This window comes from Halomonas sp. BC2 (assembly GCF_002078115.1).
Classification (GTDB): domain Bacteria; phylum Pseudomonadota; class Gammaproteobacteria; order Pseudomonadales; family Halomonadaceae; genus Vreelandella; species Vreelandella stevensii.
This window is the reverse complement of record NZ_LFGT01000004.1, coordinates 92,019-105,311: the sequence shown is the minus strand read 5'-3', so window position 1 is coordinate 105,311 and position 13,293 is coordinate 92,019. Positions and strand designations below refer to the sequence as shown.

14 protein-coding genes are annotated in these 13,293 nt (G+C 60.7%); 2 read left to right on the top strand and 12 right to left on the bottom strand.

From position 1 onward, the window contains the following. The 5 genes from B7L71_RS03100 to B7L71_RS17540 all read right to left on the bottom strand — a co-directional run. A partial coding sequence (locus B7L71_RS03100) for an urease accessory protein UreD (protein WP_081135932.1) occupies positions 1-609 on the bottom strand: 609 nt, incomplete at its 3' end. A gap of 327 nt (positions 610-936) precedes the next feature. Continuing rightward, positions 937-1,563 (bottom strand): SCO family protein, encoded by a 627-nt coding sequence (locus tag B7L71_RS03090; RefSeq protein ID WP_081135930.1) that lies wholly within the window; start codon positions 1,561-1,563, stop codon positions 937-939. Continuing rightward, on the bottom strand, positions 1,563-2,090 hold the full coding sequence (locus B7L71_RS03085; protein WP_081135928.1) for a copper chaperone PCu(A)C: 528 nt from the start codon (positions 2,088-2,090) through the stop codon (positions 1,563-1,565). The genes B7L71_RS03090 and B7L71_RS03085 overlap by 1 nt, the downstream gene beginning before the upstream one ends. A 519-nt stretch (positions 2,091-2,609) precedes the next feature. Further along, positions 2,610-3,617: a GGDEF domain-containing protein gene (locus B7L71_RS03080; protein WP_249273160.1), complete on the bottom strand. Its 1,008-nt coding sequence runs from the start codon at positions 3,615-3,617 to the stop codon at positions 2,610-2,612. Positions 3,618-3,695: 78 nt separating this feature from the next. Then, the gene (locus B7L71_RS17540) at positions 3,696-3,971 is read right to left on the bottom strand and encodes a hypothetical protein (RefSeq protein ID WP_249273159.1); all 276 of its coding nucleotides are present in this window, start codon (positions 3,969-3,971) and stop codon (positions 3,696-3,698) included. A gap of 212 nt (positions 3,972-4,183) precedes the next feature. On the opposite strand from B7L71_RS17540, the gene parS reads away from it, so the two are divergent. After that, entirely contained in the window at positions 4,184-4,633 is a 450-nt protein-coding gene (gene parS / locus B7L71_RS03075) for a type II RES/Xre toxin-antitoxin system antitoxin (RefSeq protein WP_016915365.1), read from the top strand. After that, the gene (locus tag B7L71_RS03070; protein WP_081135926.1) at positions 4,630-5,094 is read left to right on the top strand and encodes an RES family NAD+ phosphorylase; all 465 of its coding nucleotides are present in this window, start codon (positions 4,630-4,632) and stop codon (positions 5,092-5,094) included. Before parS ends, B7L71_RS03070 begins: the two co-directional genes overlap by 4 nt. Before the next feature lie 16 nt (positions 5,095-5,110). Here the strand turns inward: B7L71_RS03070 and urtE are convergent, their stop codons facing one another. The 7 genes from urtE to B7L71_RS03035 form a co-directional block, all read right to left on the bottom strand. Next, positions 5,111-5,818 (bottom strand): urea ABC transporter ATP-binding subunit UrtE, encoded by a 708-nt coding sequence (gene urtE, locus B7L71_RS03065; protein ID WP_039178604.1) that lies wholly within the window; start codon positions 5,816-5,818, stop codon positions 5,111-5,113. Beyond that, on the bottom strand, positions 5,818-6,654 hold the full coding sequence (gene urtD / locus B7L71_RS03060; protein WP_016915368.1) for an urea ABC transporter ATP-binding protein UrtD: 837 nt from the start codon (positions 6,652-6,654) through the stop codon (positions 5,818-5,820). Before urtD ends, urtE begins: the two co-directional genes overlap by 1 nt. Beyond that, positions 6,651-7,793 carry an urea ABC transporter permease subunit UrtC gene (gene urtC, locus B7L71_RS03055; RefSeq protein WP_016915369.1) on the bottom strand — a complete coding sequence of 381 codons (1,143 nt, stop codon included), beginning with the start codon at positions 7,791-7,793 and terminating at the stop codon, positions 6,651-6,653. Before urtC ends, urtD begins: the two co-directional genes overlap by 4 nt. Before the next feature lie 6 nt (positions 7,794-7,799). Further along, positions 7,800-9,407 carry an urea ABC transporter permease subunit UrtB gene (urtB, locus tag B7L71_RS03050; RefSeq protein WP_081135924.1) on the bottom strand — a complete coding sequence of 536 codons (1,608 nt, stop codon included), beginning with the start codon at positions 9,405-9,407 and terminating at the stop codon, positions 7,800-7,802. Positions 9,408-9,487: 80 nt separating this feature from the next. Continuing rightward, entirely contained in the window at positions 9,488-10,840 is a 1,353-nt protein-coding gene (gene urtA / locus B7L71_RS03045; RefSeq protein ID WP_081135922.1) for an urea ABC transporter substrate-binding protein, read from the bottom strand. 341 nt (positions 10,841-11,181) lie between these two features. Beyond that, entirely contained in the window at positions 11,182-12,681 is a 1,500-nt protein-coding gene (locus B7L71_RS03040) for a tripartite tricarboxylate transporter permease (protein WP_081135920.1), read from the bottom strand. Between the two features lie 49 nt (positions 12,682-12,730). Beyond that, positions 12,731-13,213: a tripartite tricarboxylate transporter TctB family protein gene (locus tag B7L71_RS03035; RefSeq protein ID WP_081135918.1), complete on the bottom strand. Its 483-nt coding sequence runs from the start codon at positions 13,211-13,213 to the stop codon at positions 12,731-12,733. Between the last annotated feature and the right edge of the window lie 80 nt (positions 13,214-13,293).

Below are 13,293 nucleotides of genomic sequence, written 5' to 3'. Positions count from 1 at the left end.
CGGGTGTGCGGGGTCCAGCGGCTGGCGCTCCAGCCATAGCGGCTTGCCGTCCAGGGTCAGGCGGAAGTGCTGCTCGATCTGCCCGGAAACGTAGGGTAAATCGCTGGCCGGGCGGCCAAGCGCCATCACTTCCCAGCCCAGGCAGCGGGCATCACCGTGCAGCGCGATATGGGTGCGCTGGTGGCCCTTTGAACCGTCAAAGGCGATGGTCTCCTGAGGCAGCCACTCCAGGGTAGCGCCCGCCTCCACCGTGAGTTCGGTGAGCTGGGTCCAGGCGACCCCTTGGCTGTCGGCTTTGTAAAGCTTGTTGGCAGCGGGCGTGGTGAGCAGCGCGTGGGCGCCGCGCTCCACATGGGCACGGATGGTCAGCGCATCACCGCTCACCAGCCCGCCAGGCGGGTGCAACACGTAAACGTGGCACGCTTCCTGGCTGCCTTCCGGGTAGAAGGGGCGCTGCACCCGTAGCGGCCCTTGGTGGCGCGCCTGCATTAATCGGGTCACGCCATCGCGGTTGGCAAAGCGCAGGGCCAGCGAGGCGGCCCAGCGGCGCTCGGCGTCAAAGCGGTGGCCGGAACCAGCAGCGGGTAGGGCGAGTTCGCTCAATATCATGGGCGCTGTCGCTTCCTTGTGGATAAATCATTGGCTTACAAATGCAAGGAGTGCGCCAAAATGGTGAAGGCGCCGCCATAGCCCTTGCCATAGCCCCTGTCATAGCCCTTGTCTCGGCATAGGCTCTTTGCTGGCAGCCCCTCCCACCAGGGAAACCAGTCGCCTTTTGCACCAAAAAAGCACATAAAAAAGCGCAGCGCTTTAAGTACGCACCAAAAAAAGGCATGCCAAGGCTTGCGCGACACCGTGACGCAATGAGCTAACCGTATTGGTTTGTAGACACCCTCTTAGTGCCTTGCCCACCTGTTACCCAGTGGCCACGCCTCCTTAGGGGTGTCGCTGCTCGCCGCGATGCAGCGGCGCGGAAGATGACAGTAAGGATATCAGGGATGCCTTGGCAAACTCCGGCTCGACATCGTAGGCCAGAGTGCCCACGACGTTGCCTTCGCGATCCAATAGGTAGGTGGCAGCCGTATGGCTGAGGGTGTAATCGCCTTGTCCGAGTGACACACGCTCGTACTGAACCTGATAGGCGTCAGCCATTGCGTCAATTTGTGCCTCGTTTCCAGACAGACCTCGTATGCGCTCGTCGAACACCGAAAGGTAGCGCGCCAGCTGTTCAGGGCCATCACGCTGCCAGTCCAGAGAAACAAAGAGATAGTTGAACTGATCTGCCTGTGGCCCCAACTGCTGAATCAAACGCGAGAGTTTGAACAGCGTGTTAGGGCAAACATCCGGGCAGTAGGTAAAGCCAAAAAACAACAGTGTCGGCTTTCCGATCAGCTCATCTTGCGTAACGACCCCACCTTCAGTATCCACCAACTGAAATTGCCCACCCAGCTCGGCCAGCGTCGGGCCCTCGGATTGACGGCCGAAGACCACAAAAAACACGGCCAACGTCAGTAGCAATACCAACGAGCCAATGGAAAGCAGCGCAACGTCGCGGCGCTGCATCAGTGCACTGGGTGGCTGTGCGACATCCCTTCCGAAGCAGTACCTTCAGGCGAGGCACCCGGCGGCAAGACGTGCAGCTCTACATCGATACTTGGGGCATGCTGAAACTCCAGCGTGACGGGCACAGGTTCTCCCTCCACGATCGGCGCTGGTAGCTCCATGAACATGAGATGCAGCCCACCCGGTGCCAGCGTTACCGTACTGCCTGCGGGCAATTCGATACCGCCAGGCAGGGGCGCCATACGCATCACATCGCCATCCATTTCCATGGTGTGAATTTCACTGCGCTCGGTAATAGGTGTGGTAACACCCATCAGGCGGTCATCCTGATCGCCATGATTGGTAATCGTGACAAAACCACCTCCTGCGCCTGCGCCAGGTGGCGTAGCACGAGTCCAGGGCTGAGAAATTTCAATGCGTGAGTCGTGATCCCCCGAATCCCCATCATGAGAACCGCCGTGATGGGCAAGCAGAGTGGTGCTGACCAATAGCAGCGAGGAAAACAGTGCTGTACGAAGCATGAACATGGAAAACTCCATTATAAGGAGGCAAGGCCTCCATGCCGGCCAACGTGATAATGCCTTGCGGTACGCTCGTGAGTCCCGCACCCAGTGCGCAGGCCGACTTGCACAGGAGGTTATTGAGTTCGCTGGAGCCCGAGGTCTCTGACCTGCCGTCCTGATTGGCCGCCACACCATGGGGGTCACATAGCACGAACAATGGAGAGTGAGCGCCATCGCCAAGCAGCGCTGCCTGTGCATAGGCACCGAACAGGACGTGCAAAAGGATAACATACGACACTACGATAGCAGTGACGCTACCCTTGCGCTGATCTCTCTGTCGATGCCACCGATTCGTCATGGGATAAGCTGATCCTGATTGTTATTGTGCTCTTGCTCGTGACACGCTTGACCAGTTGCAAGGGTGCTCATTATCAGAGCAAAGCGTGGTGTGCTCCAGTCCATGTGTCAATTTGACCACTCAACGCACTATCTCAACGTACTATCTCAACGTACTATCTCAACGCACTACCTCAACCCACTACCTCACTGCACGACCACACGGTTACGTCCACTGCGTTTTGCCTGATAGAGCGCCTGGTCGGCGCGCTGCATGGAATGCTGATAATCCGGGTGGCCGTCGTGCAACGTGAGTCCTACGCTCACGGTAACGCTCAGCAGCGTATCCGCCGCCGCCAGCATCGGCTCTTTGGCCACGGCCTGGCGTAGCCGCTCGGCGAACAGGCGGCTTCCGTCCGGGTCCGTATCCACCAGAATAATCAAGAACTCTTCACCGCCCATCCGAAACACGTAATCGCCGCCTCGGGTAGAGCGATCCAGAATACTGGCGACCTGCTGCAGCACGTTATCGCCCGCATCATGGCCATGGGTATCGTTGATCGACTTGAAGTGATCGATGTCCACCATGAGCAAGGCAAAACACTTCTCCGAGCGCCGAGCCAGCTCGATTTCACGATTCAGAACTACCGACAGAAATTTACGGTTCAGCAAGCGAGTGAGGCTATCGCGACCCGCGTCCAGCCCCGAGGCACGGTCCAGAATATCGTCCAGCAGCATCAGAATCGTGCGCGCTGCATCCCGAATATGGCTCAGCGCGGCCAGGCGCAGTGCGCTGTCGCCATCCGTCAACTGCGCCATCCATTGGTCGTCCACCAGATGGATATGTCGCGAAATGACGGCAATCTCCGGCGCGCCTTCGAAGGTATGGCACGCCTTGTGCAAATACCACAGGCCAAACTCGGAGCTGGCCAGGCGGGGCAAGGCGCTGGTCTCCTGCTGCGCCGCCACGGCAAACATCAGCGCATTTTCCCAGTTGAGCAGCGCCGCCCGCTGCCGTTCACGCTCATCACCGATACTCTGGGTGAGCGAAAAAAGCTTGTAGGCTTCTTCGGTGCGCGCATGGCGATTATTGGCCACCGAATAGGCATGGCTCATGATCTCCATGGCCATGTCGATATGGTCAGAGACGTACACGGCCGCCTCGCCCGCCGACAGCGGCGCCTGGATCGAGCGATTGATCTGTTCGTAAAACACCTGCTTCAGCTGCCGGGCACCGCTCAGTACCAGGTTTATCGGGATGTCGATGCGCGCATGTATCTGGCCTATTTTCTCCTAGTGCTCTACCAGCGCCTCGAGATCCGCGTGCTCGACGGCAAACATGGCACTGAGCCAACGCTGCATGGAAGGATGCAGGCGTTTTTCGACCTGCTCGTTGGAGAGAAACAGCGAGGCATGGGGGTCATCCAGCATGACCCGGTAAAAGTGCTCGGCAAACGGCGCCCGGCGGGCATGGGCCAGCTGCTCGACGGCTTGGCGCAGTGCCACCGGCGTACGCTCCAGCAGCGTCAACCACTCAGCAGCCAGCTGATGTTTATCCTTGTAGCGCATACCCCACCCGATAACCTTTGCGGAAAGCGACCATGTTACACATAAACAAGGTGAGTCAATACGCACCCAAAGCAAGGTTTTGGGCCTTTTGGTGCGGTTTGTGGCGCTAACTTCATCGTTCACTCACCCAGAGGCAAGCGCTGCCTTGACGCGGAGACCAACCTCGAATATACCATTTGATATAGAGGCAATATATCAACAGGAGGTCCCCAATGACCGCTACCTTCTCCCAATATCAACCCACCAAAGCCGTGGCCTCCGGCTATTGGCAGCAAATTGGCCTGCCTGCCCGAGGGCGTAAGCTGCATGAGCTGCTGCATGAGGGGGTGGAGTACCGAGTATACCCAAGGCTTGCCAAGGTATCCGGTATCGAGCAGAAGGCGCTGGCGCGCTATGTGGATATCCCTTCCGCCACACTGAGCCGCCGCGCCAAGTCAGGCCGCTTCAAGATGGCGGAAAGCGACCGGCTGTATCGCTTTGCCGAGCTTTTCAAAGCGGCGCTGGATCTGTTCGAGGGGGACGCGGAGGGTGCCCGCGCCTGGCTGCTCAAACCCAATGCCGGGCTAGGCGGACGTCGCCCCGTTGAAATGAGCGCCACCTCGGCGGAGTACCAGACGGTGCTGAATCTGATCGGGCGGTTGGAGCACGGGGTCTCGGTATGAGCGAGGTCACCGCTTACCGGCTGGTGAAGCGCAAGTTTCAGGAGAGCGCGTTTGATGGCGAGGGCGCACGGCTTTACGGCGGGCGCTGGAACAGCCCAGGCAATGCCTGTGTGTATGTAGCCAGCTCAGAGTCGTTGGCACTGCTGGAAATCATGGTGCATCTGGAGAGCTATCGGCTGCTCAACGCCTATGCGCTGCTGCGACTGACGCTGCCCAATCAGAGCATTTTGAGCATTGGAGAGGAAGATTTACCCGAAAACTGGCGGGAAGCGCTAGCACCTGCGGAAACCGCCGACCTGGGCGATGGCTGGCTAGCCTCCGGCCAGAGTCTGGCGCTGGCCCTGCCCAGCGTGGTGGTGCCGAGAGAGCTTAATTACATGCTCAACCCGGCCCACCCCTTGTTCGAGCAAGCCGTCGCCAGCGTCGAGGAATTGCCGTTTCAACCCGATCCGCGGCTGTAAACCGGGTGTGGATAACTCAAACCGTCAAATGCTGTTTGATCAGCTCGTTGGAGAGTTCGCTGATATCGCCTTTGGCCACCGGGCGGCCGCGGTCCATGATCACGAAGCGGTCGGCGTATTTGCGGGCGAAGGGTAGCTTCTGCTCGACCAGCAGCACCGTCAGGCCGTCCTCTTTGATGAGTTGGCGAATCACCTGACCAATCTGGGCGACGATATTGGGCTGAATGCCCTCGCCGGGCTCGTCCAGAATCAGCAGTTTCGGCTCGATGACCAGCGCGCGGCCAATGGCGAGCTGCTGCTGTTGCCCACCGGACAAATCGCCGCCACGGCGGTGTTTCATCTCCTTGAGCACCGGAAACAGCTCGTAAATGCGCTCGGGAATTTTCTTCAGCCCGTCACCTCGGGCGGCAAGCCCTGTGCGCAGGTTCTCCTCCACCGTCAGCAGCGGGAAAATCTGCCGCCCTTGGGGCACGAAACCGATGCCCAGGCGCGAGCGCGCCTCCACGGCTTTTTTGGTGAGTTCGATCTCGCCATCATTGCCCTGGTAGCGCAGTTGGCCGCTCTTCACCGCCACTTCCCCCATGATGGCTTTCATCAGGGTGGTTTTACCCACCCCGTTGCGGCCCATCACGCAGGTGCACTGCCCGGCGGGTACCTCCAGGTCCAGATCCCACAGGGTGTGGCTTTCGCCGTAGAACTGGTTCAACTTGTCGACGGTCAGCATCAGGCCATCTCCTCCTCGTCCGCGCCCAGGTACACTTCGACCACTTTCGGGTCATTCGAGACCTGATCCATGCTGCCTTCGGCCAGCACGCTGCCCTGGTGCAGCACGGTCACCTTGCGCGCAATCGAGCGTACAAAGCCCATGTCGTGCTCCACCACCACCACCGACTGCTTGCCAGCCAGCCCCGTAAGCAGCTCGGCGGTGCGCTCCATCTCCTGTTCGGTCATCCCGGCCACCGGCTCGTCCACCAGCAGCAGGCGCGGGCGCTGCATCAGCAGCATGCCGATCTCCAGCCACTGCTTCTGGCCGTGGGAAAGAATCCCGGCGGGCTGGAAGCGCAGCGCGGTCAGGCCGATGGTGTCCAGCACGTCGTCGATGCGGTCGCTGATCTCGCTGGTCATGCGGGCGGTCAGCGTGGGAAAGATGCGCTTGTCGGCGGCCATGGCCAGCTCCAGATTGTCGAACACGCTGAGCGCTTCGAACACCGTGGGCTTCTGGAACTTGCGGCCAATGCCGAGGCTGGCGATTTCCGGCTCGTTCATTTGCAGCAGGTTATGGCGGCTGCCGAACCAGACGCTGCCCTGGTTGGGGCGGGTCTTGCCGGTGATGATGTCCATCATGGTGGTTTTACCGGCCCCGTTGGGGCCGATGATGCAGCGTAATTCGCCGTCGTCGATGGTCAGGTTGAGGTTATTGATGGCCTTGAAGCCATCGAAGCTCACCGTCACGTCTTCCATGTATAGAATCGGGCCGTGGCGAACGTCCACCGGCGAGGCTTCCCCCGCCATGAAGTCGAACACTCGGTCGCGTGCTTTCAGCGATTGTATCAGGCTCATGCTGCAGCCTCCGTAGGCGGTTGTTCGGCTTTGCGACGGCGCTTCACGTGGCTCAAAAGGCCCGCGACGCCTTTGGGCAGGAAGACCGTGACCAGTACGAACAGCGCGCCCAGGGCAAATAGCCAGGCATCCGGCATGACCCCGGTAAACACGGTTTTGGCGTAGTTGACCAGGATCGCCCCAATGACGGCACCGTACAGCGTGGCTCGCCCACCCAGTGCTACCCAGAGCACGATTTCGATGGAGAACAGCGGCGAGAATTCGCTGGGGTTGATGATGCCTACCTGAGGCACATAAAGCGCCCCCGCCAGGCCCGCCAGCATGGCCGAGACCACGAACACGAACAGCTGGAAGCGTTCGACCCGGTAGCCGATGAAACGCGTACGCGCTTCGGCATCGCGGGTGGCCACGCACACGCGGCCCAGCTTGCTGGTGACAATGGCACGGCAGAGGATGTAGCCCAGCGCCAGCGCCACCCCAGTGGCAATGAACAGCCCCAGCCGCGTGTCGTTGCTGCGCAGGTTGAAGCCCAGCAGCTCACGGAAATCGGTGAGGCCATTGTTGCCGCCGAAGCCCATCTCGTTGCGGAAGAAAGCCAGCATCAGGGCAAACGTCAGCGCCTGGGTGATGATCGACAGATACACCCCGGTCACCCGCGAACGGAACGCCAGGAAGCCGAACACCAGCGCCAGCAGGCCAGGGGCCAGCAGCACCATGGCAAAGGCGAACCAGGCCATATCGAAGCCCAGCCAGTACCAGGGCAGGCTGTCCCAGTTCAGAAACACCATGAAGTCGGGCAGGACCGGGTGGCCATAGGTGCCACGGTCGCCAATCTGGCGCATCAGGTACATGCCCATGGCGTAGCCGCCAATGGCGAAGAACGCTCCGTGGCCCAGGCTCAGAATGCCCAGATAGCCCCACACCAGGTCCACCGCCACGGCCAGCAGCGCATAGCTCAGGTACTTGCCGAACAGGTTCACGGTGTAGGCGTTGACATGCAGCGGATGCCCTTGCGGCACTGCCACGTGCAGTACGGTGACCAGCACCAGGGCGGCCAGCAGCACGCCGAGAAAGAGCTGGGTGGCCCGTTCGCCGAACGGGCGTAGCAGCCAGAACCGTTGAGAAGATGATGTCATCATGATGGGTTAGCCCTCCGCAGCCCGGCCCTTCTGCGGGAAGAGTCCACGCGGGCGTTTTTGAATGAACAGGATGATGAACACCAGCACGATGATCTTGGCCAGCACGGCACCCGCCCAGGGCTCCAGCACCTGGTTGATGATACCCAGTGAAAGCCCCGCCACCAGCGTGCCCCACAGGTTACCCACGCCACCGAACACCACCACCATGAACGAGTCGATGATGTAGTTCTGGCCCAGGTTGGGGCCGACGTTGGTGAGCTGCGACAGCGCCACACCGGCCAGCCCCGCTACGCCGGAACCCAGCGCGAAGGTCATGATGTCCACCCGAGTGGCCCGGATGCCCATGGAGCGTGCCATGGCGCGGTTCTGGGTCACGGCGCGCACTTCGAGCCCCAGCCGCGTGCGGCGCATGATCAGCATCAGCCCGGCAAACACCACCAGCGCAAAGCCGAGCACGAACATGCGGTTGAGAGTCAGCGAGAGCGCATCGTTGATCACCAGCGAACCGCTCATCCATTCGGGCGTTACCACGGTGCGATTGAGCGGAGAGATCACCGTGCGCACCAGCTGCTGCAGAATCAGGCTGATGCCGAACGTGGCCAGCAGCGTTTCCAGCGGGCGGCCCTTGAGGAACTGGATCACGCCCCGTTCGATGGCAATGCCCACCAGGGCAGCCACCATGAAGCCCGCCGGAATGGAAAGAATCAGCGCTAGCCCCGGCTGGCCCGGCAGCAGTTGCTGCATCATCCAGGTGGTATAGGCGCCCAGCATCATCAGCTCGCCGTGGGCCATGTTGATCACGCCCATGACGCCAAAGGTGATGGCCAGGCCGATGGCCGCCAGCACCAGTACCGACCCCAGGCTCAGGCCAAAGTAGAGCGTTTCGAGGGCACGATTGATCTTGAGGTTTTGTTCGATGCTAAGGAGCGCCTCTCTGGCCGCGTCGGCGACCACTGGGTCATCGCCATTGGCCGCGCGATTGAGGGCCACACGGGCACGCGGATGCAGGCTGCCCCGCAGCGCTTCCACGCCTTCCATTTGGCCCGCTTCGGTTTGATAAATGGCCAGTGCCTGCGCTAACCGGCGCTGCACCTGGCTATCCTCTTCTTCGGCAATCAGCGCTTCCAGAGGCTCGGCCAGCGTCTCGTCCACTTCGCCCAACAGGCGCTCGGCGGAGGTACGGCGGCGTTCCACGTTGGGGGAGTAGAGGTCGACCACGGCGATGGCGCTGCGCAGTTGGTTACGCAGGGCGTTGTTGATGCCGATGCGGTTGAGGTCGCGGCGGGACATCTCGCCCAGCGGCTCGTCGGTCAAGGCATCGGCCACGGGCCAGTCACGCCCGGTGTTGTTCAACACCACGACGAAGCGACCCTCGCTGGTGCGCTGCAGGCGGCCATCGAGCAAGGCTTGCAGCCAATCCCGGGCACGTTCGTCGTCGCTTTGCACAATGGCGTTGATGGCCTCGCCTTTGGCGCGGAAGTTCTCCACGTCCAGCGCTTCCAGCAGCGCCAGTGCCGCGTCGTCATCAGAAGGTGTGGTGGGGGTTTGTGCCTGCGACAACGTCGCCATGCTGAGCAGCAGCAGACACAACACCCCAGAAAGGAAACGCCTCATGGGGTTCTTCCTTTGGTGATCATCAATGGGGAGAGATAGCGTGCTCCCTTGCCGCGAAGGCTCGCGGCAAGGGAGGGGGGTTACTCGGCGAGTGCCGCTTCGGCTTCTTCTGCTGCGGTGCTGCCACCGCACGAGCCGTTGGCGACGTTGAAGTTGCCGCAGCGCATCGGTGCACGCCAGTCAGCAATCAGGTCGCGAGAACCCGGCAGGTAATCCGACCAGGCATCGCCTGCCACGGTGGACGGCGTTTGCCAGACGATGTCGAACTGGCCGTTGTCCTGCACTTCACCGATCAATACCGGCTTGGTGATGTGGTGGTTGGGCATCATGGCGGCATAGCCACCGGAAAGGTTAGGCACGGTCACGCCGATGATGGCATCTTTCACCGCGTCCACATCGGTGGTACCCGCCTTACGCACCGCTTCGGCCCACATGTTGAAGCCGATGTAGTGGGCTTCCATGGGGTCGTTGGTGACCGCTTCTTCATCGCCCGTCCAGTCGATCCAGGCGTCGATGAAGTCGTAGTTGGCGTCGGTGTCCACGCTCATGAAGTAGTTCCAGGCGGCCAGGTGGCCCACCAGCGGCCCGGTATCGATACCGGACAGCTCCTGCTCACCCACCGAGAAAGCGATGACGGGAATATCCGCGGCATCGATCCCCTGGTTGGCCAGCTCACGGTAGAACGGCACGTTGGCATCGCCGTTGATGGTGGAGACCACCGCCGTGGGCTTGCCCTCTTCACCGAAACGACGGATTTCAGAGACGATGTTCTGCCAGTCCGAATGGCCGAACGGGGTGTAGTTGACCATGATGTCTTCTTCGGCCACCCCGTGCTCATCCTTCAGGAAGGCTTCCAGAATCCGGTTGGTGGTGCGCGGATAGACGTAGTCGGTGCCGATCAGCGCGAAACGCTCGATCCCGACTTCGTTGATCAGATACTCCACCGCAGGAATGGCCTGCTGGTTGGGTGCCGCGCCGGTGTAGAAGACGTTCTCGGAAGACTCTTCCCCTTCGTACTGTACCGGGTAGAACAGCAGGCCGTTCAGCTCTTCGAACACCGGCAGTACCGCCTTGCGGGATACCGAGGTCCAGTTACCGAACACCACGTCTACCTCATGCTGGGCCAGCAGCTCGCGGGCACGCTCGGCGAATAGCGGCCAGTTGGAAGCGGGGTCGACCACCACGGCTTCCAACTGACGCCCCAACAGGCCACCGGCTTCGTTCTGCTGGTCGATGAGCATTTCGACGGTGTCTTTCAGGGTCGATTCGCTGATCGCCATGGTGCCGGAGAGGGAGTGCAGAATACCCACCTTGATCGGGTCGTTGTCCTGGGCAACGGCCTGAGCGCTGGCGCCCATGATGGCGGCGGCCAAGGCGGCCGTGGCGAAACGGCCAAGGGTACGAGGGTGTGTCTTGCGTTGCGATGTGGTCACTTGAACCTCCTTGCACCCCTTGGAAGGGGCTTGTTATAGGCGCGTAGAGCGGGCATTCACCCGCCGTGGGCTAATCCACCTTTCACATTGCAAGGGGTGCGCCAGATTGAATCAAAGCCTATTAAGACAATGACAATCAGACAGTTAGCGATACTCAAAAAAACCCGCATTGCGCCAGACGCACTAATTCAGGGCAAGCCGAGAGGCGCCATGCACAGTTGTCATGCACCAGCAAAGCGCCTTGCACCAAAGAGGGGTGCACGCACACAAAAAAGCGCCCGAGGTTTCCCCCGGGCGCTGACAACGCCAAAACTCACTCCATCACACCACGCAACAATCGCTTATTTGGCGGCCATGGCCTTCTGCTTGCGGCGCTTTTTCAGCAGCGGCATGCCCAGCGACAGAGCCGCAATGATCAGCAGTGACAGTGAAATAGGCTTGTCGATGAAGATGGACCAGTCACCTCCGGAAATCTGCAGTGCGCGGCGCATGGACTCTTCCATCAGGCTGCCCAGGATCAGCGCCAGAATCAGCGGCGCCGTGGGGAAGCCGAACAGCCGCAAGCCCAGGCCGATCAGGCCGAAGCCCAGCAGCAGCAGCAGGTCGAAGACGCTGAAGCTCATGCCGTAAACACCGATCATGCAGAAGATCAGGATCATCGAGAGCAGCAGCGGACGCGGCATATCTAGAATTTTGGCGATCAGCGGAATCAGCGGCAGGTTGAGTACCAGCAGGAAAATATTACCAATGTACATACTGGCAATGACCCCCCAGAACACGTCTGGGCGCTGCTCCAGCATCATGGGGCCAGGCGTCACGCCCATGACCAGCAGCGCACCCAGCAGCACCGCCGTGGTGCCCGAGCCAGGCACCCCCAGGGTCAGCAGCGGTACGAACGAGCCGGTACAGGCAGCGTTGTTGGCCGCTTCGGGAGCTGCCACGCCCTTGATGTTGCCCTTGCCGAAGGTGTCACCATCCTTGGCCAGGCGTTTTTCCATGCTGTAGCCCAGGAAAGAACCAATGGTGGCACCGGCCCCCGGCAGTACGCCGGTGAAGAAGCCCAGCACCGAGCTGCGGCTGACAGGACCTGCGATTTGCTTCATTTCACTGCCGCTCAGCTTGAGCGAGCCAATGGCATTGCGCGGCGCTTCCTTGCCACCGCCCCCACGCAGCAGCATGTAGAACACTTCCGCCAAGGCGAAGATACCCAGCGCCACAACCAGGAAGTCGATGCCGTCGAGCAGTTGAATCGAGCCAAAGGTGTAGCGCTCGGTGCCGGTTTGCATGTCGATGCCGACGATCGAGATCATGACGCCGATCACCGCCGCAATCAGACCCTTCACCAGCGACTTGTCCGACAGCGAGACGACCGCCGTCAGGCCCAGCACCATGAGCGCGAAATATTCGGGAGGCCCAAAGCTGACCGCCACTTTGGAAAGCAGCGGCGCCACCAGCATCAAGAAGACGATGGAGACGGTGCCGCCAATGAACGACGCGTAGGCGGCAATGGCCAGCGCCTTGCCCGCCAAACCCTGCTTGGCCATGGGGTAGCCATCGAAAGAGGTGGCGACCGTGCCCGCCACCCCCGGCGCATTGAGCAGAATAGAAGAAGTCGAGCCACCGAAAATGGCCCCGTAATACACACCCGCCATCAGAATCAGGCCTGATGCAGGCTCCATTGAGAAGGTGATCGGAATCATCAGCGCCAGGGCACTGATCGGGCCGAGGCCCGGCAACATACCGATGATGGTACCGGCAAACACACCGGCAAAGACGTAAGCGATGTTGATGGGCTCGAGCGCGATGCCAAAGCCGTACATCAAGTTGTTCAAGGCATCCATGGGCGTATCTCTCTTAAAAAACTACGGCAGGTGCGTGGGCACGGCGTATTCAGAACGGCAGGAGGCCAGTGGGCAGATACACATCCATGACGCGCGTCATGGTGATATACAGCGCCAGCACTACCCCCAGCGAAGCCGCCAGGTTGATGCCATGACGACGATACCCGTAATAGGCCGTCAGCCCGGTGCACAGCAGCGTCGACGCCAGTACGAACCCCAGGGGCACCAGCAGGAAGGCATAGGCGGCGATGGCCACGGCGGTGACCACCACACGCGCCCAGGGCGTCAACAGCAGCGGACCGTTGGTGGCCTCTTCGTCGATCTCGTCAGCGCCTGCCAGCGGCACCGGTTTTTCAAAGAAAAGCAGCCCTGCTAGCAATAACAAGGTCACTCCCAGCACTTTTGGAAAAAGATCTGAATCTACCGGACGCGGCAGAGGAAAGGTTGGAATTTGCCAGGCCATTGCTAGATAGGCGGCTGCAAAAAGCGCCAGCACGAGGGCCAGCCACTGATTAGTGTTCAATCGAGTCATGGGGTGTCTCTCCGAAGGCGCAGGTTGCGCTTACGGTCACAGGCAGTGACCCCGGGCCTGGCTGGCCCGGGGCAGCACGG

Bases quoted from the DNA above. Each gene is read 5' to 3' on its own strand.
- B7L71_RS03090 (WP_081135930.1), bottom strand. From the start codon at position 1,563: ATGCAGCGCCGCGACGTTGCGCTGCTTTCCATTGGCTCGTTGGTATTG.
- B7L71_RS03085 (WP_081135928.1), bottom strand. From the start codon at position 2,090: ATGTTCATGCTTCGTACAGCACTGTTTTCCTCGCTGCTATTGGTCAGC.
- B7L71_RS17540 (WP_249273159.1), bottom strand. From the start codon at position 3,971: ATGCGCTACAAGGATAAACATCAGCTGGCTGCTGAGTGGTTGACGCTG.
- parS (WP_016915365.1), top strand. From the start codon at position 4,184: ATGACCGCTACCTTCTCCCAATATCAACCCACCAAAGCCGTGGCCTCC.
- B7L71_RS03070 (WP_081135926.1), top strand. From the start codon at position 4,630: ATGAGCGAGGTCACCGCTTACCGGCTGGTGAAGCGCAAGTTTCAGGAG.
- urtE (WP_039178604.1), bottom strand. From the start codon at position 5,818: ATGCTGACCGTCGACAAGTTGAACCAGTTCTACGGCGAAAGCCACACC.
- urtD (WP_016915368.1), bottom strand. From the start codon at position 6,654: ATGAGCCTGATACAATCGCTGAAAGCACGCGACCGAGTGTTCGACTTC.
- urtC (WP_016915369.1), bottom strand. From the start codon at position 7,793: ATGATGACATCATCTTCTCAACGGTTCTGGCTGCTACGCCCGTTCGGC.
- urtB (WP_081135924.1), bottom strand. From the start codon at position 9,407: ATGAGGCGTTTCCTTTCTGGGGTGTTGTGTCTGCTGCTGCTCAGCATG.
- B7L71_RS03040 (WP_081135920.1), bottom strand. From the start codon at position 12,681: ATGGATGCCTTGAACAACTTGATGTACGGCTTTGGCATCGCGCTCGAG.
- B7L71_RS03035 (WP_081135918.1), bottom strand. From the start codon at position 13,213: ATGACTCGATTGAACACTAATCAGTGGCTGGCCCTCGTGCTGGCGCTT.